28 protein-coding genes and 1 pseudogene are annotated in these 21538 nt (G+C 36.7%); 25 read left to right on the top strand and 4 right to left on the bottom strand.

Translation table 11 applies throughout. The features are described from left to right. Nucleotides 1-19: 19 nt before the first annotated feature. From BTHERMOSOX_RS00790 to BTHERMOSOX_RS00730, 13 genes are all read left to right on the top strand, one after another. Nucleotides 20-535, top strand: a complete 516-nt coding sequence (locus BTHERMOSOX_RS00790; RefSeq protein WP_171004608.1) for a lipoprotein insertase outer membrane protein LolB — start codon at nt 20-22, stop codon at nt 533-535. A gap of 39 nt (nt 536-574) precedes the next feature. Next, the gene (gene ruvB, locus BTHERMOSOX_RS00785) at nt 575-1597 is read left to right on the top strand and encodes a Holliday junction branch migration DNA helicase RuvB (protein WP_138118511.1); all 1023 of its coding nucleotides are present in this window, start codon (nt 575-577) and stop codon (nt 1595-1597) included. Next, a complete protein-coding gene (ybgC, locus tag BTHERMOSOX_RS00780) occupies nt 1597-1998 on the top strand; it encodes a tol-pal system-associated acyl-CoA thioesterase (protein WP_138118510.1) in 402 nt (133 codons plus the stop codon). The genes ruvB and ybgC overlap by 1 nt, the downstream gene beginning before the upstream one ends. Beyond that, nucleotides 1988-2656, top strand: a complete 669-nt coding sequence (gene tolQ, locus BTHERMOSOX_RS00775) for a protein TolQ (RefSeq protein ID WP_138118509.1) — start codon at nt 1988-1990, stop codon at nt 2654-2656. Before ybgC ends, tolQ begins: the two co-directional genes overlap by 11 nt. A 9-nt stretch (nt 2657-2665) precedes the next feature. Next, nucleotides 2666-3115 carry a protein TolR gene (gene tolR / locus BTHERMOSOX_RS00770; protein WP_138118508.1) on the top strand — a complete coding sequence of 150 codons (450 nt, stop codon included), beginning with the start codon at nt 2666-2668 and terminating at the stop codon, nt 3113-3115. Beyond that, a complete protein-coding gene (locus tag BTHERMOSOX_RS00765; protein ID WP_138118507.1) occupies nt 3115-4068 on the top strand; it encodes a cell envelope integrity protein TolA in 954 nt (317 codons plus the stop codon). The genes tolR and BTHERMOSOX_RS00765 overlap by 1 nt, the downstream gene beginning before the upstream one ends. Then, a complete protein-coding gene (locus BTHERMOSOX_RS00760) occupies nt 4068-4487 on the top strand; it encodes an antitoxin Xre/MbcA/ParS toxin-binding domain-containing protein (protein ID WP_138118506.1) in 420 nt (139 codons plus the stop codon). Before BTHERMOSOX_RS00765 ends, BTHERMOSOX_RS00760 begins: the two co-directional genes overlap by 1 nt. Then, nucleotides 4484-5197: a septum site-determining protein MinC gene (gene minC / locus BTHERMOSOX_RS00755; protein ID WP_138118505.1), complete on the top strand. Its 714-nt coding sequence runs from the start codon at nt 4484-4486 to the stop codon at nt 5195-5197. Before BTHERMOSOX_RS00760 ends, minC begins: the two co-directional genes overlap by 4 nt. Nucleotides 5198-5208: 11 nt before the next feature. Beyond that, a complete protein-coding gene (gene glyS, locus BTHERMOSOX_RS00750) occupies nt 5209-7242 on the top strand; it encodes a glycine--tRNA ligase subunit beta (protein ID WP_138118504.1) in 2034 nt (677 codons plus the stop codon). 11 nt (nt 7243-7253) lie between these two features. Next, nucleotides 7254-7691: a D-aminoacyl-tRNA deacylase gene (gene dtd / locus BTHERMOSOX_RS00745; RefSeq protein WP_138118503.1), complete on the top strand. Its 438-nt coding sequence runs from the start codon at nt 7254-7256 to the stop codon at nt 7689-7691. Continuing rightward, nucleotides 7685-8095, top strand: coding sequence for a PGPGW domain-containing protein (locus BTHERMOSOX_RS00740; protein ID WP_138118502.1), 411 nt, complete (start codon nt 7685-7687; stop codon nt 8093-8095). The genes dtd and BTHERMOSOX_RS00740 overlap by 7 nt, the downstream gene beginning before the upstream one ends. A gap of 83 nt (nt 8096-8178) precedes the next feature. Next, nucleotides 8179-8712 carry a hypothetical protein gene (locus BTHERMOSOX_RS00735; protein ID WP_249360564.1) on the top strand — a complete coding sequence of 178 codons (534 nt, stop codon included), beginning with the start codon at nt 8179-8181 and terminating at the stop codon, nt 8710-8712. A gap of 9 nt (nt 8713-8721) precedes the next feature. After that, nucleotides 8722-9048 carry an arsenate reductase gene (locus BTHERMOSOX_RS00730; RefSeq protein ID WP_346654935.1) on the top strand — a complete coding sequence of 109 codons (327 nt, stop codon included), beginning with the start codon at nt 8722-8724 and terminating at the stop codon, nt 9046-9048. Here BTHERMOSOX_RS00730 and trxA read toward each other — a convergent pair. After that, a complete protein-coding gene (gene trxA, locus BTHERMOSOX_RS00725) occupies nt 9045-9413 on the bottom strand; it encodes a thioredoxin (RefSeq protein ID WP_138118500.1) in 369 nt (122 codons plus the stop codon). The genes BTHERMOSOX_RS00730 and trxA overlap by 4 nt on opposite strands. A gap of 91 nt (nt 9414-9504) precedes the next feature. On the opposite strand from trxA, the gene ruvC reads away from it, so the two are divergent. Next, a complete protein-coding gene (ruvC, locus tag BTHERMOSOX_RS00720; RefSeq protein WP_138118499.1) occupies nt 9505-9975 on the top strand; it encodes a crossover junction endodeoxyribonuclease RuvC in 471 nt (156 codons plus the stop codon). Here ruvC and BTHERMOSOX_RS00715 read toward each other — a convergent pair. From BTHERMOSOX_RS00715 to BTHERMOSOX_RS00705, 3 genes are all read right to left on the bottom strand, one after another. Continuing rightward, nucleotides 9972-11126 (bottom strand): cation diffusion facilitator family transporter, encoded by a 1155-nt coding sequence (locus tag BTHERMOSOX_RS00715; RefSeq protein ID WP_249360563.1) that lies wholly within the window; start codon nt 11124-11126, stop codon nt 9972-9974. The genes ruvC and BTHERMOSOX_RS00715 overlap by 4 nt on opposite strands. Nucleotides 11127-11187: 61 nt before the next feature. Next, nucleotides 11188-12096 (bottom strand): tyrosine-type recombinase/integrase, encoded by a 909-nt coding sequence (locus BTHERMOSOX_RS00710; protein ID WP_138118498.1) that lies wholly within the window; start codon nt 12094-12096, stop codon nt 11188-11190. A 110-nt stretch (nt 12097-12206) separates the two neighbouring features. Beyond that, on the bottom strand, nt 12207-12425 hold the full coding sequence (locus BTHERMOSOX_RS00705) for a (2Fe-2S)-binding protein (RefSeq protein WP_138118497.1): 219 nt from the start codon (nt 12423-12425) through the stop codon (nt 12207-12209). 11 nt (nt 12426-12436) lie between these two features. On the opposite strand from BTHERMOSOX_RS00705, the pseudogene BTHERMOSOX_RS00700 reads away from it, so the two are divergent. From BTHERMOSOX_RS00700 to BTHERMOSOX_RS00650, 11 genes and pseudogenes are all read left to right on the top strand, one after another. Continuing rightward, a pseudogene (locus BTHERMOSOX_RS00700) lies at nt 12437-12562 on the top strand (bacterioferritin); the annotation flags it as partial. Nucleotides 12563-13412: 850 nt separating this feature from the next. Next, entirely contained in the window at nt 13413-13553 is a 141-nt protein-coding gene (locus BTHERMOSOX_RS00695; protein ID WP_212744622.1) for a hypothetical protein, read from the top strand. 174 nt (nt 13554-13727) lie between these two features. Further along, nucleotides 13728-13892 carry a hypothetical protein gene (locus BTHERMOSOX_RS00690; RefSeq protein ID WP_171004607.1) on the top strand — a complete coding sequence of 55 codons (165 nt, stop codon included), beginning with the start codon at nt 13728-13730 and terminating at the stop codon, nt 13890-13892. 427 nt (nt 13893-14319) lie between these two features. Next, nucleotides 14320-15219, top strand: coding sequence for a hypothetical protein (locus BTHERMOSOX_RS00685; protein ID WP_138118496.1), 900 nt, complete (start codon nt 14320-14322; stop codon nt 15217-15219). Next, nucleotides 15209-16576: an imelysin family protein gene (locus BTHERMOSOX_RS00680; protein WP_249360562.1), complete on the top strand. Its 1368-nt coding sequence runs from the start codon at nt 15209-15211 to the stop codon at nt 16574-16576. Before BTHERMOSOX_RS00685 ends, BTHERMOSOX_RS00680 begins: the two co-directional genes overlap by 11 nt. 113 nt (nt 16577-16689) lie before the next feature. Beyond that, nucleotides 16690-18021 carry a di-heme oxidoreductase family protein gene (locus BTHERMOSOX_RS00675; RefSeq protein WP_138118495.1) on the top strand — a complete coding sequence of 444 codons (1332 nt, stop codon included), beginning with the start codon at nt 16690-16692 and terminating at the stop codon, nt 18019-18021. 9 nt (nt 18022-18030) lie between these two features. Continuing rightward, a complete protein-coding gene (locus BTHERMOSOX_RS00670; RefSeq protein ID WP_138118494.1) occupies nt 18031-18996 on the top strand; it encodes an imelysin family protein in 966 nt (321 codons plus the stop codon). Beyond that, nucleotides 18980-19906, top strand: a complete 927-nt coding sequence (locus tag BTHERMOSOX_RS00665) for a sterol desaturase family protein (RefSeq protein ID WP_138118493.1) — start codon at nt 18980-18982, stop codon at nt 19904-19906. The genes BTHERMOSOX_RS00670 and BTHERMOSOX_RS00665 overlap by 17 nt, the downstream gene beginning before the upstream one ends. Before the next feature lie 68 nt (nt 19907-19974). Further along, entirely contained in the window at nt 19975-21120 is a 1146-nt protein-coding gene (locus tag BTHERMOSOX_RS00660) for a cytochrome-c peroxidase (RefSeq protein ID WP_138118492.1), read from the top strand. Continuing rightward, nucleotides 21110-21337 carry a FeoA family protein gene (locus BTHERMOSOX_RS00655; protein WP_171004606.1) on the top strand — a complete coding sequence of 76 codons (228 nt, stop codon included), beginning with the start codon at nt 21110-21112 and terminating at the stop codon, nt 21335-21337. The genes BTHERMOSOX_RS00660 and BTHERMOSOX_RS00655 overlap by 11 nt, the downstream gene beginning before the upstream one ends. Beyond that, nucleotides 21334-21538 (top strand): FeoB small GTPase domain-containing protein (locus tag BTHERMOSOX_RS00650; protein ID WP_171004605.1); only part of this gene is annotated, 205 nt, incomplete at its 3' end. The genes BTHERMOSOX_RS00655 and BTHERMOSOX_RS00650, both read left to right, overlap by 4 nt.

Here is a 21538-nt window from a genome sequence, read left to right as displayed (position 1 = left end):
TGTTAGAATGTGTCCACTTATGAAACGGCTTTTAACACTATTTTTTTTACTCATTCTACAAGGTTGTGCTACCCAGCCAATTTACCCACAACAGGTGATAATATCTAGCGATATTCCTAGTGAGTGGCAGCTAAAGGGTCGTATCGGTGTTGTTACACAGGACAAGGCTCAAAATTTTAGTTTTAAAATTAAGTTTCAACAACAGGCGTTTGATTTAGCGTTAACTGGAGCTTTGGGCTTAGGTCAGGTTAATATTATTTCACAAGTGGGTGGCTTGTACATTGATGGAAATATATCATCATTGAGTTTAAAGCAATGGATGGATCAAGAACTAGGCTGGCACTTCCCTTTACAAAAACTTGCAGATATAGTATTTCTGCATCAGCTAAATATTGACGATAACTGGCAGGTTATTATTAGTAAATATGGGCCATATAGAGAAACAAGTGTGGCTAAAGTAGTTAGGTTGACACATCAAAGAAAACCCATAAAAGTCAAACTCTTATTGAAAGAAATAACCCCTATTTTGGATTAACCCTTAAGTTAAAATGATTGAAAAATTCATTAAATTAGCATGATAGAAGAAGATTCTTTAGTAGGCGGAACAGATCAGGGTAGCGAAGATATTGTTATAACTTCTGTTCGTCCGGATACCTTGTCTGAATATATTGGACAAGACGATGTCAAATCTCAAATGGCACTTTTTATTGAGGCGGCTAAAAAGCGTGGTGATGCACTTGACCATTGCTTAATTTACGGTCCGCCAGGGCTTGGAAAAACCACGCTAGCCAATGTTATTGCCAATCAAATGGGTGCAGGATTAAAACAGACATCTGGCCCAGTTCTAGAGCGTTCGGGTGATTTAGCCGCAATTTTAACGAAATTAGAGCCTTATGATGTCTTGTTTATTGATGAAATTCATCGTCTTAATCCAGTGGTTGAAGAGATTCTTTACCCAGCTTTAGAAGATTTTAAGCTTGATATTATGGTTGGAGAGGGTGTAGCTGCACACTCAGTTCAACTTAAGCTTCCACCCTTTACTTTGATTGGTGCAACTACGCGCGCCGGCATGCTAACCTCACCACTGCGTGATCGTTTTGGCATTGTTCAGCGTTTGGAATTTTATAATAATAAAGACTTGCAAGTGATTGTTGAGCGCTCTGCCAAAATATTAAGCATTGAAATTGAATCAAGTGGTGCGTACGAGATAGCCAGGCGTTCACGTGGCACCCCAAGAATTGCCAACCGTTTGTTGCGTCGTGTTAGAGATTTTGCTGATATAAAAACAGATGGCATTATTCATCAGCAAATTGCCAATGAAGCATTGAGTATTTTGAAGGTGGATGCACTAGGATTAGAGCAACTTGATCGTGATTATTTGTCAATTATGATTCATAAATTTTCAGGTGGACCTGTTGGTCTTGATACTTTGGCGACTGCCATTGGTGAAGAACGAGGCACTTTAGAAGATATGGTTGAGTCATATTTAATTCAGCAGGGCTTTATACATCGCACCCCTCGTGGGCGAAGTGCAACTAAGTTGGCTTATGAGCATTTAGGTGTAGCAACATCCTCTAATCACCAAGATTTGTTTTAATGAGTGATTTACAGGTTAGGATTTATTACGAAGATACCGATAGTGGTGGCGTGGTTTATTATGCCAATTATCTAAAATTTATTGAGCGTGGTCGAAGTGAGTTTTTACGCGAGATGGGCTTTGAACAGGACCAATTAATCATTCAGCAAAATATTATTTTTGCGGTTAAATCTATTCAGGCAGATTACTTATCACCTGCTCGTTTTAACGATTTAATTAGTATTCATACCGAAGTGGAAAAAACTCGACATGCTAGCTTGATTTTTTCGCAGAAAATCAAGGATCTTAAGCAAAATAAGGTATTATTTAAAGCACAAATTACCGTTGCCTGTTTGAATGCACAAAGTTTTAAGCCAAGTGCAATTCCAAGCAACATTCTGGAGAAAATAAATGGACAATAGTTTATCAATTTTAAGCCTAATTCTTAGCGCTGGTTTTGTCGTGCAAGTGGTTATGTTTATCCTAGTGTTAATGAGTATCTATTCTTGGACGATTATCATGTCTAAAAAGAAGGTGCTGATGGATGCTAATAAAGATGTTAAGCGTTTTCATAATAACTTTTTAGCAGATACAGATCTGGCTTTATTACATGGTCAAATTCCTGATCAAGTGTCTAATCACACCCCTATGGAGCATATTTTTGACGCCGGTTATGGTGAATTCACCCACTCCACTTCGGCTTCAAATCAAGCTTTGGTAATGAACTCTGAGCGTGCTTATCGTTCAATGAACACAGCGGTTAATAATGAAGTAGATCGCTTGGATCATGGTTTAAGTGTGCTAGCAATGATTGCTTCATCAAGTCCTTATATCGGTTTGTTTGGTACAGTATGGGGAATCATGCATTCTTTTATTGGCCTTGCTTCTGTTAAGCAAGCAACGATTTCAATTGTAGCGCCGGGTATTGCTGAAGCACTGATTGCTACAGCATTTGGTCTATTTGCAGCGATTCCAGCAACCATTGCTTACAATCGATTAATTACACAAGTGGGCGAGATTAATAACAAATACACGTCTTTTGTGGAAGAGTTGTTTGTTACTTTCCAAAGACAAAAATAAGCTTGACTCATGATTGAATTACCACAACGTCGCCGACCTAGTGTTGATGCAAGCATCAACATTGTGCCGTATATCGATGTCATGTTGGTATTGTTAGTTATCTTTATGATGACAACGCCAATTATTGAACAAGGTATTGAAGTGGATTTACCAACGGCAGATGCCCAAATGGTTGATTTTACTGAACAGCAGCCAACCATTATCACCATCAACAAAGATGGTGAATATTTTATTAATTCACTAAATGAAGATGATTCTGATGTTGCTCAGGGTGAGAGGTTGCCACTTGGTATTATTGCTGGACGTGTCAGTGCTCGATTAGAAATCTATCCAAGTATGAAAGTATTTGTACGAGGTGATGCAAATGTAGCCTACGGCTCTGTTGTATCACTGATGTCATTCTTACAAAAGCAGGGCGTTGATAAGGTTGGTATTGTTACTGAATCGGCTGAAAACTAATGAAAGCCGATTTAATTAAAAAAATCAAACTACCAAAAATCGCAAAAAAACATCCGTTTGCTTTTTGGGCGGCAATTGTATTACACGTGGCTTTGGTTATCGGCTTGGTATTTACCAATGTTCAGCGCTGGGAAATTCCAAAGCAGTCAGCAAAATCTTCTAGTACCGCAGTGCCTAAAGCAGTAACCATCGACCTAACTGAAATAAAAAGAGAAAAGCAGCGTCTGATTGATATCAAACAAAAGCGTGAAAAGCGTTTGGTAGAGCTTAAGCGTGCAGAAAAACGCGTTGAAAACGAACGCTATAAAGAGCAACAGCGTCTTAAAAAATTAAAAGCCAAAACCAAAAAAGAAAAACAAGCTAAGGCGAAAGCCGAAAAAAGTAGAAAAATAGCTGAGAAAAAAATCCAGCAAGCATTAAAGACAAAGAAAGTTGCTGAGAAAAAAGCAAAAGAAGCAGTGAAGAAGAAAAAACTAGCTGAAAAGAAGGCTAAAGAAGCACAAAGAAAAGCCGATGCTGCTGAAAAGAATAAGAAAAAAATTGAAAATCAGCGCCAAGCCGAAGCTAATAAGTTTGAAAAAGAGCAAGATAACCGCTCTTTAAAGAAAGAAATTCAAGCTGAGGAAGATCAAGAAAGATCTATTGCTCAAGAAGACATATTAAATGAGTTAAAAGCAAACTACATTAATCAAATTGCTTCAAGAGTGAAAGAAAAATGGCGCCCCAAAAAAAGTGCAAAGGATCATTGGGGGTGTGATGTTTACATCCTGCAAGATCTAAACGGTAAAGTGCAAAGTGTTAACATACAATCTTGCAATATTAGCAATAGCGCAGAAGAGAGAGTTTTTAAAGAAACTATTGAGCGCGCAGTTTATAAAGCTTCACCTTTACCGCATGCGCCTGATAAAAGCGTATTTGATCGTGAAATATTATTCCACTTTAGAGTAAATTAATGCTGCCAAATAAAACCAATATCGATGAAATTAGCATTGATTTAAACGATGATGAAAAAAACCAGCTAACTTTTCAGCTTTGTCAGATTTTAGAAAATTGGAAGCTTGAAGATGCTCAGCAGCTAAATGTTTTAGATCTTGAAGAAGTGCTAAAGCCAAGACATCTATACATGTATCGCCGTGGCGATAAAGCATTTGAGTTTGATAATGATATGGTCAAACGCGCAAAAATGATTCTAGGTATCGATGAATCATTAGGTACAACATTTCCAACCAATAAAGAATATGCGAGTGTCTGGTTAAAGCGTAATGTTAAAAAATTCAAACACAAAACCCCTTTAGAACTTATGCTTAGCGGTGAATCGGGCATGACTCGTGTTTGGCATTTTCTTGATTGCACACAAGGGTGGCGTAGTTGAATAAAATTGAAGTTATTACTCAGACAGAAGCCTTATACACATTAAGGGTTTTAACCAATAATACCGATGTATTGGTTGAAGAAATCAATCTACTTGCTAGAAATAATAAAGCACAATTTCAACATGCACCGGTTATCTTGGAAATTGAGAGTCGTAATTTTCAGGCTAATGATTTAGCTGTGCTGATTGAAATTTTGGCGCAAAATGAAATGGTTGCTGTGGGTATTCGCTCACGCAAGCAAGAATTGATTGATTTTGCTAAATTTTCTGGTTTGGCGGTTTTTGGAAAATCATTATCGCCTAGTAGCAAAAGCAAAATTAAAGTTCAGGAAATTCAGCGGCCAGCAGTTGATGCGCCCAATCCACATCAAGATAAAACTTATCAAGCGCCAAAAATTATTACCAACAAGGTCTATTCATTTCAGCAAGTGATTGCAAGCGATAGAGATTTGGTTTTATTAGAAAGGGTTAAGTCAGGTGCTGATATTATGTCTTTTGGCTCTATATCAGCTTATAAAGAGGTTCAAGGTAGTTTATTTGCCGGCATTCAAGGTGACGACAAAGCTACGATTTTTGTACAAAAATTTAATGCAGAATTGGTGTCTATTGCTGGTGTATACAAAAAATTTGATGTAGTGCCAACAAAACTTTACACTCGTTCCGTTATAATCGATTTGGTTAATGACCAACTTCGATTCCAAATTATTTAATATTAACTATTATGAAAACACAAGATTTTTTATTGGAGCTTGGTACAGAAGAGCTGCCACCTAAGTTATTACCAAAACTCTCACAAGCATTAACAGATAATATTGTTAATGAGCTAAAAAGCTTAAAGTTGAGTTTTTCATCTGTTGAATCATTTGCAACGCCGCGTCGTTTGGCAGTATTAGTGCATGACTTAGAGTTGCAGCAAGAAGATCAAATTATTGAGCGTAAAGGCCCATCGGTTAGTGCGCCAGATCAAGCGGTTGATGGCTTTGCAAAATCATGTGGTGTATCAAAATCTGATCTACAACAAAAGTCTTTTGGTAAAGCAGATTATTACTTTTTTAGTAAAGAGCAAAAAGGTCTAGAAACTAAAGGTCTGTTGCAGGTGGTTGTAGATACGGCTATCAAAAATATTCCAATTGCTCGACCGATGCGCTGGGGAAGCTCAGATATGCAGTTTGTGCGACCTACCCATTGGCTAGTGATGTTACTGGGTGGTGAAATTGTTGAAGCAACTATTACGGGTTTGACTGCGGGCAACACAACTCGTGGATTACGATTTACAGGCAAGCAAAAGTTTACCATTGATCAGGCGAAAGATTATCGTCAAACAATGATGGATCAAGCGCAGATTGAAGTTGATTTTAATCTTAGAAAAGAAATGATTCGCCAGCAAGTCACAAAAGTGGCTAATGACAATAAAGCAACAGCCGTAATCGATGAAGCACTTTTAAGTGAAGTGTGCGCGCTTGTTGAGTATCCATGTGCTTTTTCAGGCGGCTTTAGTGAATCATTTTTAGTTGTGCCAGAAGAAGCGTTAATTTCAGCAATGAAATCTCATCAAAAATATTTCCATATGCTTGATTCAGATGGCAAATTATTGCCGAGTTTTATCTCGGTTGCTAATATTGAATCCAGTGAAATTTCAGTTATCATCGATGGCAACGAGCGTGTTATTCATCCAAGATTGGCTGATTCAGAATTTTTCTGGGATCAAGATAAATGTCAAACTTTAGAGTCTCGTTTAGAAAAACTTGACCGAGTGCTATTTATGAAATCATTAGGCTCAATGGGTGATAAGGCCAAGCGTATTGAAGAGTTATCTGGTTCTATTGCCAGCATGATGGGTGCTAATGAAATAGATTCAAAACGTGCAGGCTTATTATGTAAAACTGATTTAGTGTCTGAAATGGTGGGTGAGTTTGCTGATCTACAGGGTGTAATGGGTGGATACTATGCATTAAATGATGGCGAGAGCTCTGCAGTTGCAACTGCTATTAGTGAGCACTATCACCCAAGATTTTCAGGCGATACATTGCCGTCAACACCAGAAGGTTTGGTTGTTGCCATTGCTGATAAGCTAGATACAATTACAGGAATTTATGGTATTGGCCAAGGCCCTACAGGCTCTAAAGATCCGTATGCTTTGCGACGAATGGCACTAGGTTTATTGAGAATTATGGTGGAGAGTAAGCTTAAGCTAAATCTTAAAGCATTAATCTCAGCCTCGTTGTCAGCTCATTCAACTGATGTGAATAAAGATTGTGCACCAGTAATTTACACTTTTATGATGGATCGTTTACGCGCTTATTACAAAGAACAAAAACTCAGTGCCAAAGCGTTTGAGGCGGTATTAGCAGTTCAGCCAGAATCACCATTTGATTTCCATCTTCGCGTGGAAGCGTTGGACATTTTTACCAAGGATGAGGCTTCAGCCAGCTTGATTGAAGCTAACAAGCGTATTGCTAATATGCTTAAAGATCATCAAAACCTATCTACAAAGGTTAGTTTGTCAATTTTGGTAGAGCCGGCTGAAAAGGCTTTATTTGAGGCAGCAACACTAGTGGAAGCCAAGCTTACCAAGTCAACAAACTATATTGATAATATGCAGCAGTTGATCGCGCTTAAAGTTAGTATTGATACTTTCTTTGATGAGGTAATGGTCAATGCAAAAGACGAGCAGCTTAAGGCAGCACGTTTGAATCTTATTAATTGGATAAGGTCTTTGTTTTTGTCAGTAGCAGATGTTTCTCACTTAAGCTAGATTTTAAATTTATGAAAGCGTTAATTCAGCGTGTATCAAGCGCAAAAGTCGAAGTAGATTCAGCCACTGTTGGCGAGATTAACCAAGGCTTATTGGTATTTATCGGCATTGAGAAAAACGATGAAAAGCCGAAAATTGATAAGATGATCAAGCGCTTATTAAGCTACCGTGTGTTTTACGATGAAGATGGTAAGATGGATTTATCCGTCACAGATGTCGATGGTGGTATTTTAGTGGTCTCTCAGTTTACCCTTACAGCAGATACTAATTCTGGCACTCGCCCTGGATTTTCAACAGCAAAACTACCTGCTGAAGCAAATATACTTTATGAGTATTTTTTAACTCAAATCTCCCAGCAGCATGGTAATATTCAAAGTGGTAAATTTGGTGCAGATATGCAAGTCTCATTAACTAATGATGGCCCGGTTACTTTTCTATTGACATGCTAGACTATGTATTAAACCTGATTAGCCAATATGAGGACCTATTGGTAATGGTGGGTGTTATTTCTGCCATTATTTTTGTTGTCACTCTATTGTTAACACCTTATTTGTTGGGTTTGATTCCTGAAGATTATTTTTCTTGTGAAAATCCACACAAGTTAGAGATTAAACATGTTGGACATGTTGTTATTGTTGTAGTAAAAACTTTAATTGGCTTGGTATTGTTTTTAGCCGGAATTATTATGTTAGTTACGCCTGGACAGGGTGTTATCTCAATTTTATTAGGACTATTTCTAATGGAATTTCCAGGAAAACGAAAATTAGAACTTAAATTAATTAATCATAATCCAACTTATAAAGCACTTACTTGGTTGCGCAATAAGGCTGACAAACCTCCCTTTACTCGATGAAAGAAAGACACATAGTTGCCTATACTATATTAGGCGGATTTCTAGCTTTTTTGGCTATTTTCTTGTTTACACGCGATATACAAATGCCTAAAAATCAGGCTATGCCATGGCAAAGTTATGTTGATGAGCACAAAACAGTGGTCTTTAATCTAACCATGGGCAAAAGTCGCTTTATTGATGCGGCAAGTTATTTTGGTACAGAGATTGAAGCTTCATTATTTGAAGATGAAGCTTCAGAGCCTGAGTTGGAAGTATTTTTTACTGGCACCAAAATAGGTGGCATTAGTGCCAAAATTATTTTAAATTTGGTTTTGGATAATCAGATTATTGACATACTATCAAACAATATTGATGAATCTATGCGTATGCCATCTGGGGTAACAAAGACAACATTTACTGCCAAAGGTGAGCGCGCCATGTCTCATCTTAAAATTAGAGCTTTGACCTTTATTCCAGGCGCCAATTTAGAAGAAACCATGATTGAGAATTTATTTGGCAAGCCAGATACAATTGAACTTGCTGATGAAGGTGTTTCTTATTGGCACTACCCACAAAAAGGCTTACGCATTATTGTTGATGCTGAGCATAAAGAGGTTCTTGAGTTTTACAATCAATAGGGTGTTAGTATGAAAATGTATGGAATCAAAAATTGTGACACCATTAAAAAGGCAAGAAAGTTTTTAAACGCACATAACATCAAGTTTGAATTTATTGATTTTCGCGATCAGCCTTTAGATGAATCTACACTTCAGAGCTTTGTTAATACGCTTGGTTGGGATAGCTTGATTAATAAGCGTTCAACCACTTATCGAAATCTAACCGATACTCAAAAGCATAATATCACTTTAGAGCTAACGTTAAAAAACCCAACCCTTATTAAGCGACCTGTATTGGTAACAGGTGCCAGTATAAGAGTTGGGTTTAGCGAAAAAAGCTATTCAGATCTTATTTAGCCTTTAGCTTTCTGCTCTTCAATTTCTTTATGAACTTCAGCCATATCTAACTCTTTAGCCTTATTGAGAACTGTTTCTAAATCAGCTTCAGCCATTGCACCCGGCTGAGAAAAGATAGCGATTTGATCTCTGAAAATCATTAATGTTGGGATTGAACGAATTTGAAATTTACCCGCTAATTCCTGCTCATCTTCAGTGTTGATTTTAGCAAAAGTAACGCCTTCAATTTTTTCACTCATGGCTTCATAAGTTGGTGCAAATGATTTACAAGGACCACACCATGGCGCCCAAAAATCCAAAATAACAATATCATTATTTTGTATAGTATCATCAAAATTATCTTTATTTAGCTCTAAAACTGCCATGGTAATTCCTTATTAAATAGTCAAAAAACTAAGTATATCACACAACACTTATATATTCTAGAAAAAGCCAGTAACTGGTAAAATATTTTTTATGAAAATTCTTGGTGTTGACCCAGGTTCAAGAATAACCGGTTTTGGTTTGATTGAAGCGAACAAATTAAAGTTTACCTATTTGGCGAGCGGCTGCGTTCGTACTAAGGGTGAGTTAACAGACCGTATTACTACTATTTTTTTAGAAATCGATCAAGTGATTAAAAAATATCAGCCCGATGTGGTTGTTATTGAGCGTGCTTTTATGCGTCCTGATCGACCCAACCCAGATGCGGCAATCAAGCTTGGCCATGCACGTGGTGCGATTATTTCTGCTGCTGGTATGAATGGCATTGCCATGGTTGAATACAGCCCAAATCAAATTAAAAAAGCAGTGGTGGGCAAGGGTCATGCTAGTAAAGATCAAGTGTCTTATATGGTGTGTGAATCTTTAAAACTCAATAAAGCGCCACAAGAAGATGCGGCAGATGCATTAGCAGGTGCTATGTGCCATGCTTATCATTGCCTTTAGTCGTTGCCAAAATAAACTTTAATATGGCCAAATACCACTAGATTTTCAACCGTTTGTTTTAGCTTGATCAGAATCTCTTGATGACTTTTATCATCAACTAAACAACTTAAAGGTAGGTAAAAATCAACATGAATTTTTCCATCTAAATAATGCAGTTGGATCCTATCAATCTCACCATCACATTTATTATTAAACAAGGCTTTGGTTAAAATTCCTAAGGCTTCGGCGCGTTCTGGTAGATTTTTGAAAGGTGCAATCATTTCATCATCTTCAGGATCAATGTGTACGGTTACATCGGTTAGATTCTCAAGGCACTCTTTAGCCACGCGCTCTACACTAACGCTAATCATATGGCCTTCACTCACACTTAAAAAAGGATCGACTTGCACATGTACGTCAGCTGAAATAGTATGGCCAATTTTACGCGTACGTAACGAATGCACATTATTTACCCCACTAATTTGACCCAAGGCATAACGCAGTTTTTCAATTTGATCAGTGTCAATAGAAGTATCGACCAATTCTTTGGTAGCGTTAGTGCCGAGCTCCCAAGCAATGTAGGTAACCATTAAGCCCACAACAATAGCAGCAACCGCATCTAGATAAATAAAGCCGAGGGTTGTGCCTAAAACGCCTGCAAATACCACCACTGAGGATAGCGCGTCAGATCGATGATGCCAAGCATTGGCCTTAAGCATGTCAGAGTTGTAAGTTTTAGCTATCTTTAAGGTATACCAATATAGCATTTCTTTGGTAAAAATAGAAATACCCGCAACACCTAATAATAAATTAATGTGAGTTAAAGCTGCTGGGTTGTTGAGTCGATCAAAACCATCAAAAATAATCCCCACGCCAACCAGTGCCAATATAACCGCCAAACCTAGCGTGGCAACTGTTTCGAATTTTTGATGTCCATACGGGTGATCTTCATCCGCATCTTCTTGGGAATGTTTGGCTGCATACAGCACAATGCCATCAGAAAGTAGATCAGAAAATGAGTGAATACCATCCGCAATTAAAGCGCCAGAATTGCCAATAACACCTGCAATTATTTTTAATATTGCTAATGATAAATCAACAATAGCGCCAATAATGGTTATTTTTTGAGTTGCTTTGGTGCGACTAGTAGGGTTCACGGTTTCAAAAATCATCAGTAATAATGCTTGTATTTTATGTCATTTATCCTTAAATAACCGTTAAATCACAAAACCTTTATTTAAGATCAAGTGGAGATAATGATTTTCTTTGAGATATATTTTGAGCAATATAAGTGTATATTAAAGTTGAACTTGCATGCTTATGGCCCAATAGTTTTTGCACAGTTTTAATATCAATTTGATTTTGCAAAAGACGAACTGCATAAGAATGTCTAAAGGTTTGGGCGGTTACTTTAGGCGTTATATTGGTTTTTTTAGTTGCTGCCGAGATGTTGTAATTCAGTGTATTACTAATAATAGACATTCTGATAAGTAAGCCATCCTGATTATTGCAAAGTTGCTTCATTGGAAATAGGTAACTATTATTAACATCAGTTTTACTAAAAAATTTACTTTTACTATCCTTGGCATGCATTTTAGAAACAAAGTATATTTGATTATTTAACTCACCAGAAATCTTAGTTGGAATGGACAGGGTTCTAAAGTATTTTTGATTGGATACGGTTAGGCGATTATTTACTTGATCAATATCCTTAACTTTAAGATTTAATGCCTCACTTGATCTAAGTCCACAGCCATAAAGTAAATAAACCAATAATTGATACGAGCCCTTTAAGTGGCAAACAATAGAATCAATCTGCTCTTTGGTTAAAGTATCTGGCAGATTTTCATGATTTGACAGTCTTAGTTCAGAAACAAATGCTTTGCTAATTGGCAGTTTAAGGATTTTATTGTAGAAGAATACAATGGCATTTAGGGCTTGATTGTAAGTTGAGGTTTTAAGATTTTTTAAAGATAAGCTGGATACATATTCAGAGATGTGTTTAATGCTGTATTGATCAAATTCTATCTGATGATATTTCATAAAACGTTCAATCCATGATTGGTACACCCTAATAGTCGCTTCACTATAATGATTCTCATTTAACTTTTGGATGATTTCTTGTTTGTTAATGAGTTGCATTTAGGTTTTTATATCTATAAAAAATGGTGAAATATCATTAATATTTGATAAAAATCAAGTGATTGTATTTACAAACTAAATCCTGAGAGCTATAGTGGGATGTTTATAGATTATGCAAATGCAATTTCAGGCGCCAAGCTTGGAATTGTTAGGGTTTGAATTTGAAGTGGATTTGATTGGTTAAGCATTTTTTTAGCGCAATCTTTACATCGGCCACAACAAGTTCCAACTTTAAGTTGCTTGGATAAATCATTCATCGAGCAGGCACCATTGTCGATAGCTGTTTGAATGTCTCTGTCGGTAACGGCGTTGCAAATGCAAATGTACATGATTATTAAATGTAACTCGTACAATGTTACGTGGCCAGCTTGAAGATACTGAAGAAGATCACACTTACTGGTTAGAAAAGCAATTAGGCTTAATTGAAAAAGTAGGTTTACAAAACTACATTCAATCTCAAATGTGATACCTAAATTTAGCTGTTAACTCAGTTAGGGATTAAGAAATAGCACGCTTTTGCGTGCTATTTTTTGTCTAAATTTTACCAAATTTTACAAATGGACTGTAATTAATGGCTTTTATCGGCTCTAAAGTGTCAAAAAGACACTAATTATCAGGTTTTTAGGTCTATTTAGCCCTTAAAATCAGACCCAACTGACTTAGTTTCAAAAATTTAGCAAATTTTTAAAATCAGATTAAAACACTGTTGTTATCCACTTTTTATATAAATTCAGTGAAAAATATTGATTGATATTTCCTATAAAACATAATATTTGAATAAATAGCTTGCAATTACAAATGAGAATCAGTATCATTTGCATCTAAGAACTTTGGAAAAGGTTGCTTACAAGAATTGTAGATAAATTTGAGGGGAATAAAGAAATGATAAGCGTAGCAATCCAGAGGGAAAAAGGATATTTAATATTAACAAAAAATCAAGTAGCTGAATATTTGGGCAAATATTCGAATTAGCACACAAGGTTAGAAACTGATTGTAAATCCCTCTTCTTAAGTCATTATAACGATCAGTTTCAACAAAAGCCTCCGGAGTTTAGTCCCCTTTGGAGCACTTATTACAACAGGTTAGACATTGGTATTAATATTTGAAATTTGAGTGGAGCCTCCTTTTCATGATAATAACAAATTTTAATACTGATGCTGTCTTATAAGACTCTCTCCTTATAGGGCAAACTTTTTAAAAAGAGAAATGAACATATTGCCGGTCTGGTTTTCACTCTCTCAAACTTTAAAGCAGACTGGTGATACTGGCTGTCCTCTTGCCTAAAGGGGTACTTATTTTAACTGGAGATATAACCATGACAATCGAAAAAAAGCACGTTATACAGGCCATACACATCATGAAACAACTACAAGCCAAAGCACCAGTAGCAATTAACACATCGAGTGACGGATGTGATGGTTGTTGCGGTGAGTGTGGCGGGCAATCTAAAAAGTAAGGCTGATGTATAACTTTTGGCAACAAACTAAATTGAGTTACTTGCGTCATCATAACCAAGTTAGTTTTGATTCAATGAGGCGGTTTAATTTACCAAAACAAATGATCAAGCAAATTTTGCTTGAGGAGGTTAAGCAAGAATCTATTGAAAATTTACAGTAATTAGGAGAAATTTATGGGATTTGACAAAATATATTTAAACTCACCGACTAGAGAAATTGAACTGTCAATGGTCAATAGTATTGCACAATTCTTGCGTGGATTTAACGATTCTTTACTGGTGGAAAATGAATTAGACATGGAAGAAATTCGCTTGCTTGACAATATCTTTAGATATTAGATTATGCAGATTGATATTAATGAGATGATTCCCCATATTGAAGTTAGAGGGGTTCAACGAAAGTTAATATCATCTTGTTTTATTTGCGAGTTTATGAATATTCATAGACGCCTGATTCAAAACCTTGTGCGTCACAATAAGATCAAAATGTATAACGGCTTGCTGGACTATCATGAGCTTTTACGACTATTCCCTAACTTTCAGAAAATAAATCTTATATAAGACTTTAGTGATATTTCACATAAAACTATAATATTTAATTGATAACGCAAATGATAATAGGTATCATTTACATAACTTGAAAATTTATCCAAATAAAGAACAAAAGGTAAATTTAAAGGCGATGTGAAAACATCAGAAAAAAGTCGCCGCAACTCTACTGGAATAGGGCTGCGGCGTTTCTTAACACAATATATGGGAATACACTATGAAAAGAGATAACATTATAGCGCTAAGCGCATTAGCTGTGGGCGTAACAACACAAACATTTGCAGGTACAGAAATGGACACATTAAAAGACCGTATTACAGCACTAGAAACAGCTGCATCAGCAACGACTATTAGTGGTGAGTTAGCTGCTAGTTATACAAGCACAGGAAAAACTGCCTGGGATGATACAAAGGTTACAATTTCGCATGTTGTAAACGATCAGTTTGATGGTTCGGCAACTATCAAGAGAAATGCTGATGATACAATTTCACTTGATGAATCAATAATTAACTACAATAATGAAAACTTTACTGTATCAGTAGGTAGAACTGGAACGCCATTTGGTGGCTTCTCTACAAGTATGATCACAGACCCTTTAACTAAAACTGATGGAACAACTGATTTAGGAGACCTGGGGACTCATGATATGATAATTCTATCAACTACATTGGGTAGTGTTGAAATTACAGCCTATACTTACAAAGCTACTGACAATGATAGTGGTGTAACACTGAGCTATGCTAACGACATGTTTAGCGTTGGTTATGATCATTTTAACGATGGTACGGCAGCGTACAGCAGTTCAAATGCAGTTCGTGCAGGTTTTGATATGGGTAATGGTTTAAGTCTTGCTTATGAAAAAGTAACTGTTGATCAAGGCTCAAGCGCTGATCACTCCGCAACTCATTTTGAGGCAAACTATGCACACGCTGTTGCCGGTATGGATGCAAACTTAGCAGTTGCTAAGAGTGATCAAAATGTTGCAGCTGGCGATAGTGACCAAACTGGCTTTACTTATAGTGTAGCCCCTGCTGAAGGTGTAACGTTTGCCGTTGAGCGTAATAAAGTTAAAGGCGTATCAGCAGTTAATACAGCAAAACTAACCTATGAATTTTAATAAGTCGCTCGCTTATGGCGAGCGTTTTTCACAACAACAAGGAGTAACAATGAAAGCACAAAAAAGATTTGCAGTTTCGGCTGCCCTAACGGTTGCAATGGCGGTAACGACTGCACAAGCATTCTGGGGTAATAACGAAGCTAATCCACTATTAACAACCTATGCAGATATTGCAACAGCAAACTACACAGATGCATTAAACGATGCCAAAACACTGCAGACAAGTTTAAAAGGTTTTACGAACAATCCAACATCGGCTTCAATGGCTAACGCTAAAGCAGCTTGGTTAAACGCTCGTGAGTCTTATGGAACAACAGAAGCATTTAGACTGTCTAATGGTCCAATTGATGTAGAAGAGGGCTGGCATACGTCATATGGCGCTCCTGAAGGTCAACTTAATGCATGGCCTCTAGATGAGAACATGATTGACTACACAACTGATGCTAAAGGTAATACAACTTCTGGCAATATTATTGATACAGCTGGTATGTTTAACCCAGGCGGTGAAAACCCAACTGCTGTAAATGTATCTACTATCACTTCTGATGCACTTGCTGCATTGAATGAAAATGGTGGAGATGCTAACGTTGCAACAGGCTATCACGCAATTGAATTCTTACTGTGGGGTCAAGACCAAGATTACGCTAACTTTATGAAAGACAGCGTAACCAATGGCGCATTGGTTGCTGGTCAAAGAACGGTTGCTGATTACACAACGGCTAAAAATGCTGATCGTCGTAAGCAATACTTAAATGCAGCATCTGCATTAATCGTATCTGATCTTGAGGCAATGGTTGCTGCATGGGCTGATGGAGATGACACAAACTATAAAGCGGCATTGTTAGGTAACAACTCTGATAGCTCTAAAAACATTGATGAGAAGACGGCTTTATCGCAAATATTCTCTGGTTTAGGTGTGTTTATTAAATCCGAACTTGCTAATGAGCGTATTGCTGTAGCAGTGTTAACACCTTCTGAAGAAGATGAGCATAGTTGTTTTTCTGATAATACACATAGAGACATTACACAGAACTACCAAGGCTTTAAAAACTTAATCTTTGGTACGTACAATGGTGTTGACTTTGGTGCTGCACCGATTGATGCAATGAAAGATAAGTCTACTTTAATGGCATTGATTAAATCTGCAGATACAAAAGTAAATCAAATGAATGCTTTGGCGCAAACATCTCGTCATTTTGATCATCAGATTCGTCCTAACGATTCACAAGCTAAGCAAATTAAAAAGCTTAAGAATGAGTTAAGATCAATTGGCGATCAAATGATTTATGTTTCTCGTGCAAATGGTATTGATTTAACGGTTGGTGATGTAACTGACGGTGAAGAAACTAAACTATAAATGAAAGCTTTAAATTAGTAATTAACCCTTGTCACTAACCGCAGTGGTGACAAGGGTTTTTTATTTTAAAAGTATATTTCTAAAATAAAAAAAATGTTATTCCGGACTGTTTTATGAAAATTAGTAATGCAATATTGCTATTTACTTGGCTATTTAGTGGCCACGCCTTATCGTTAAGCAAAAATATTGATCAATCTTTTTTAACGCCAATTAAGGACCTTAATAATAATCAAATTGATCAATTTATATTGGGCAAAAGTTTCTTTAGAATTCCCTGGGTTGAGTCTCCAACAGCAACTACCGCGCGTGATGGATTGGGCCCGCTATTTAATTCCAACACTTGTGTTAATTGCCATAGTAAAAATGGCCGTGGTAAGGTTTATGACCACGCAAATGTGGTTGATCGCTCACATGTGGTTAGGCTTTCAATTCCTCATAACGACACCCAAGCACATAAAGAAACTATAAAAAAACAAGGCTTTATTGCCGAGCCAACTTATGGTTCTCAAGTCAGTGTTAACGGTGTTTCCGGTGTTCCATTTGAAGCTAAGATGGAAGTAAGTTATACCAATATTAATATTAGCTATCCAGATGGCAGTGCCACCACTATTCAAAAACCAAGCTTAAGCTTAACCAACTTGGGCTATGGTGCACTACATTCGCAAACAATTACCACTTCACGTATTGCACCTGCATTGGTTGGTTTAGGGTTGCTTGAGCAAATAACGGATAAGCAAATTCTGGCCAATGAAGACATTGAAGATATTAATGGTGATGGTATTTCTGGCAAGGCTAATCGCGTTTGGTCACAAGAAACCAATAGAGAGGAAATTGGCCGCTACACTTGGAAGGCTTCAGCGCCAACGGTTAGACATCAAAGTGCTAATGCTGCGGTGAATGACATGGGGCTTACCAACCCTCTTCATTCAAATGAAAACTGTACAACAAAACAGGTTAAGTGTTTAAAGGCTCCTAGGGGCGATTATTTTGAGTTTGATCTAACTGAGCCAAGGCTTAATGCTATTACTTTTTATTTAACTCATTTGGTATTGCCAAGCTCAACAAAGCCAGCTAATAAAGGCAAGCGTTTGTTTGAATCTACAGGCTGCAGTAGTTGTCACACGCCAAGTTATAAACTTTCTTCAGGAAAGATTATTAATCCTTATAGTGATTTATTACTTCATGACATGGGCAGGGGGCTAGCCGATGGCAGGCAAGAATTCTTAGCTTTAGGTTCTGAATGGCGAACGCCGCCTTTATGGAAGACTTATCGAGTGAGCAAGATTCTTGGTAAGCAAAAGAATTTCTTGCATGATGGACGTGCAAGAAGTGTTGAAGAAGCGGTTCTTTGGCATGGTGGAGAGGCAGGTAAAGCAAAAGCTTTGTTTATGAATCTGAATCAAAATAAGCGCTCAGAGTTGTTAAAATTTGTTAATAATTTATAAGGATTAAATATGAAAAAAATTATCATCGTATTAAGTTTGTTTTTGTCTATTAATGCGTCTGCAGTTAATAAGGATTTTTTTAATAATGTTATTATTGCCAATGTTAATCAGTCAATTGATAGTAGTACCAATCTGATTATTTTGATTGAGCAGGGTGACCAGCAGGCAGCAAAAATAAGCTTTTCAAATTTAGTTAGAGATTGGAAAAAAGTAGAGGCAACTTATTTATTAGGCGATCTTAATGAAGACTATCTTGATACGCCAAGATATATTGATATTTTTCATGGTAACAACGAAGATATTAAACCCCAGTTGGATCTGATTATTGAAAGTGATGATGACTTATCTTATGCGATTTATAAGCATTCGCATAAAACGATTAACGCCCTGGAGTATATTTTATTTAGTAAAGATATTTCAACTCCACGAGTTAAAGCCATTGCGCTTATCATGGCCAAATCTATTTCTAGTTACTTAACAGAAATTTTGGATGGCTATCAAACTCATCAAACTCAGTTTTTAAAGAATGAACAATATGCCAGCGCAATTTTGTTAAATGCATTAGTTGCAGGCACCTATAAACTTAAAGAGTGGCGTATTGGTGATGTGGCAGGTTTGAGTAAAAAGTACAAAGGTGAGCCGAACAATCATCGTGCAGAATACGCACTAAGTGGTAATAGCATTTTGGCAATTAAATCAATTTTAGCAACTCATCAACAAGTAATTAATTCTAATAAATATAAAGATTTTGGCGATATTGCTCGTGAGTTTGGCGCAAATAAAGAAATAGATACAGCCATCAGAAATCTTAAAAAATCCATTGCTAGCGCAAATAAAATACAAGATGAAAATTTTGTTGGCATTCAAGGTCAAGCGCTTTACAATGCTACCAATGCACTCATGAAATCTTATTACATCTCTTTAATGGATAGACTGGGCTTTGTTTCTAAAGTTTTAGATGCTGACGGAGATTAACCCGCTTGAGTATTTACTCAGTCCTAACAAACGAATTTATTGGATTTTTCTATTAAGTTCGCTGTTAATTGCATTGGCCTATTTATGGATTAATCCAAGAGATAGGCGCATTAATTTTTCCAAAAAACTTTGGTTACATCCAAGCGCAATGCTAGATTATGGCTATTTTGTGTTTATGGCTTTTTTCAAAGTGTTGGTTATTTTGCCAATTTTGTTCGGTGCAAAAGAAGTGGCACTTTGGGTTAATTCTGTCTTATTGGATCAATATGGATTTACCCGATTAGAAGGTTTTTCATATACGCAAATCATGCTTATGTTCACCATTAGCTTATTTGTAATTAGTGACTTTACGCGCTATTGGCTACATAGGTGGCTACATGCCTCACCTATTTTGTGGGAGCTTCATAAGGTTCATCACAGTGCTAAAGTTTTAAATCCATTAACTTTTTATCGCGTACATCCTATTGAATCTTTACTCTTTGGTCTGAGGTACGCCCTTAGTATTGGAGTAGTAACTGGCATATTTATTTTCTTTTTCGGAGCGTTAATCAATATCTACGATATTTTAGGAGTAAATATTTTGGCGTTTGTATTTTCACTTGTTGGATCCAACCTTAGGCATTCGCATATTCGCTTAGGATTTGGTGAAAAATTTGAGAAATTTCTAATATCACCTTATCAGCATCAAATTCACCACTCAAAACATCATGTAGATACCAATTTTGGCGGGTTTTTGGCCATTTGGGACTGGATTTTTGGCACTTTGACGCTTTCCAAAGGGGTAGAGTGTTTAAAGCTAGGTATTAAGACTAGTGAAATGAAAAATTTTAGAAATATTCAAAATTTACTATTTTTCCCTATATTTTCAATCTTTAATAAATTTAAACGTCTTTTTAAAGTACTTTCTTGATATGAATCAATGAATTTACATTTAAGAATGATTATCATTTGCATTAATTATAAATAACACTTAAAAATATGAAATTACTCGCTTTACTGCTCCCAATTCTATTGTTATCTGCATGCTCAGATAATACTCAAGATACAAAGGTTCAAAAGGCCACATTAGGCCAGTCTTTATTTTTTGATACGATTCTCTCGCAAAATAACACCCAGTCTTGTGCACAATGCCACAATCCAGCACATGGTTTTATTGATGACCGAGATAACGGTGTAGCAGGCATGGCATCTCTAGGTGATGATGGTAAGAGTATTGGTGATCGTAATTCACCAACAGCAGCTTATGCTATGTTTTCTCCAGAATTTCATTTCAATAAAAAAACTAAGCAGTGGATCGGTGGGCAATTTTACGATGGTCGTGAGTCAAATCTAGCAGGACAAGCAGGTGGCCCGCCAACCAATCCAGTAGAGATGGGCATGCCTAGTAAGCAAGCTCTGACCGATCGATTGAAATTTCATCCTGTGTATAGCAAGCAATTTAAGGATATTTTTGGAGATGATATTTTCAATAATTCTGATAAAGCTTATGGTGCAATGGCACAAAGTATTGCAGAATTTGAAAAAACAGACACTTTTGCTCCGTTTGATTCAAAATATGATCGCTACTTAAAAGGTCAGTATGAGCTTACAGATCTAGAGGATTTAGGTCGTTCATTGTTCTTTTCTAACAACAACACCAACTGCGCTGCCTGCCACCAATTAAAAAGTCGTGATGATGCCAAAGGTGAGACATTTACTAACTATGAATATCATAATATCGGCGTACCCATTAATATAGCTTTACGCCAAAAAAATGGCGTAGATGCTGCGACTATAGATCATGGTTTATTGTCCAATTCACAAATTAGTTCAAATGAACATGATGGCAAGATAAAAGTTCCAACGCTTAGAAATATTACCGTCACTGGGCCTTATATGCACAATGGTGTGTTTGCTGAATTATCAACAGTTATTGAGTTTTACGATAAATATATTAATAAAGACCGTATAAACAATCCAGAAACCAACAAACCTTGGGCAGATGCTGAAGTGCCAAATACGGTCAATAATGATGAGTTGAAAAAAGGTAAGAAGTTAAGCGATCGAAAGGTGCGGGCTTTAGTGGCTTTTTTGAATATATTGACTGATAAGCGCTATGAGCACTTGGTTAATAATGTCGAATAAAGTATTATCATCATTGAATGTAGGTCAGCTGGCTGTCATTAGTCAAATAAATGCCAGTAATCAGAAAAAAATCAAATTATTAGGTCTAGGTATTAATACCGGTGCATCGATTTCAATTCTTAGAAATCGTAGTGGTGATATGGTGATTGCCATGGGCAATGCTAGGATTAGTTTAGGAAAAACATTGGCCACTTTAATCGAGGTGAAAGAATTATGAGTTTTGATAAAGTCGCCTTAATTGGTAATCCTAATGCTGGAAAAACAACGCTATTTAATTTGTTAACTGGCGCCAAGCAGCGCACAGGAAATTGGCCCGGTGTAACGGTTGATCGTAAAGAGGGTGATTTTAACAACCAAGGTAAAATCTACCAAATTGTTGATTTGCCAGGTGTGTATTCTATTGATGACAAAAACCCCT

Source organism: Bathymodiolus heckerae thiotrophic gill symbiont, assembly GCF_900128515.1.
Classification (GTDB): domain Bacteria; phylum Pseudomonadota; class Gammaproteobacteria; order PS1; family Pseudothioglobaceae; genus Thioglobus_A.
This window is presented reverse-complemented; position numbering and strand designations above follow the sequence as displayed.

What these genes read in the sequence shown, in the direction of transcription:
- BTHERMOSOX_RS00790 (WP_171004608.1), top strand. Translation starts at nt 20, where the DNA reads ATGAAACGGCTTTTAACACTATTTTTTTTACTCATTCTACAAGGTTGT.
- ruvB (WP_138118511.1), top strand. Translation starts at nt 575, where the DNA reads ATGATAGAAGAAGATTCTTTAGTAGGCGGAACAGATCAGGGTAGCGAA.
- ybgC (WP_138118510.1), top strand. Translation starts at nt 1,597, where the DNA reads ATGAGTGATTTACAGGTTAGGATTTATTACGAAGATACCGATAGTGGT.
- tolQ (WP_138118509.1), top strand. Translation starts at nt 1,988, where the DNA reads ATGGACAATAGTTTATCAATTTTAAGCCTAATTCTTAGCGCTGGTTTT.
- tolR (WP_138118508.1), top strand. Translation starts at nt 2,666, where the DNA reads ATGATTGAATTACCACAACGTCGCCGACCTAGTGTTGATGCAAGCATC.
- BTHERMOSOX_RS00765 (WP_138118507.1), top strand. Translation starts at nt 3,115, where the DNA reads ATGAAAGCCGATTTAATTAAAAAAATCAAACTACCAAAAATCGCAAAA.
- BTHERMOSOX_RS00760 (WP_138118506.1), top strand. Translation starts at nt 4,068, where the DNA reads ATGCTGCCAAATAAAACCAATATCGATGAAATTAGCATTGATTTAAAC.
- glyS (WP_138118504.1), top strand. Translation starts at nt 5,209, where the DNA reads ATGAAAACACAAGATTTTTTATTGGAGCTTGGTACAGAAGAGCTGCCA.
- dtd (WP_138118503.1), top strand. Translation starts at nt 7,254, where the DNA reads ATGAAAGCGTTAATTCAGCGTGTATCAAGCGCAAAAGTCGAAGTAGAT.
- BTHERMOSOX_RS00740 (WP_138118502.1), top strand. Translation starts at nt 7,685, where the DNA reads ATGCTAGACTATGTATTAAACCTGATTAGCCAATATGAGGACCTATTG.
- BTHERMOSOX_RS00735 (WP_249360564.1), top strand. Translation starts at nt 8,179, where the DNA reads ATGCCTAAAAATCAGGCTATGCCATGGCAAAGTTATGTTGATGAGCAC.
- BTHERMOSOX_RS00730 (WP_346654935.1), top strand. Translation starts at nt 8,722, where the DNA reads ATGAAAATGTATGGAATCAAAAATTGTGACACCATTAAAAAGGCAAGA.
- trxA (WP_138118500.1), bottom strand. Translation starts at nt 9,413, where the DNA reads ATGGCAGTTTTAGAGCTAAATAAAGATAATTTTGATGATACTATACAA.
- ruvC (WP_138118499.1), top strand. Translation starts at nt 9,505, where the DNA reads ATGAAAATTCTTGGTGTTGACCCAGGTTCAAGAATAACCGGTTTTGGT.
- BTHERMOSOX_RS00715 (WP_249360563.1), bottom strand. Translation starts at nt 11,126, where the DNA reads ATGATTTTTGAAACCGTGAACCCTACTAGTCGCACCAAAGCAACTCAA.
- BTHERMOSOX_RS00710 (WP_138118498.1), bottom strand. Translation starts at nt 12,096, where the DNA reads ATGCAACTCATTAACAAACAAGAAATCATCCAAAAGTTAAATGAGAAT.
- BTHERMOSOX_RS00705 (WP_138118497.1), bottom strand. Translation starts at nt 12,425, where the DNA reads ATGTACATTTGCATTTGCAACGCCGTTACCGACAGAGACATTCAAACA.
- BTHERMOSOX_RS00695 (WP_212744622.1), top strand. Translation starts at nt 13,413, where the DNA reads ATGACAATCGAAAAAAAGCACGTTATACAGGCCATACACATCATGAAA.
- BTHERMOSOX_RS00690 (WP_171004607.1), top strand. Translation starts at nt 13,728, where the DNA reads ATGGGATTTGACAAAATATATTTAAACTCACCGACTAGAGAAATTGAA.
- BTHERMOSOX_RS00685 (WP_138118496.1), top strand. Translation starts at nt 14,320, where the DNA reads ATGAAAAGAGATAACATTATAGCGCTAAGCGCATTAGCTGTGGGCGTA.
- BTHERMOSOX_RS00680 (WP_249360562.1), top strand. Translation starts at nt 15,209, where the DNA reads ATGAATTTTAATAAGTCGCTCGCTTATGGCGAGCGTTTTTCACAACAA.
- BTHERMOSOX_RS00675 (WP_138118495.1), top strand. Translation starts at nt 16,690, where the DNA reads ATGAAAATTAGTAATGCAATATTGCTATTTACTTGGCTATTTAGTGGC.
- BTHERMOSOX_RS00670 (WP_138118494.1), top strand. Translation starts at nt 18,031, where the DNA reads ATGAAAAAAATTATCATCGTATTAAGTTTGTTTTTGTCTATTAATGCG.
- BTHERMOSOX_RS00665 (WP_138118493.1), top strand. Translation starts at nt 18,980, where the DNA reads ATGCTGACGGAGATTAACCCGCTTGAGTATTTACTCAGTCCTAACAAA.
- BTHERMOSOX_RS00660 (WP_138118492.1), top strand. Translation starts at nt 19,975, where the DNA reads ATGAAATTACTCGCTTTACTGCTCCCAATTCTATTGTTATCTGCATGC.
- BTHERMOSOX_RS00655 (WP_171004606.1), top strand. Translation starts at nt 21,110, where the DNA reads ATGTCGAATAAAGTATTATCATCATTGAATGTAGGTCAGCTGGCTGTC.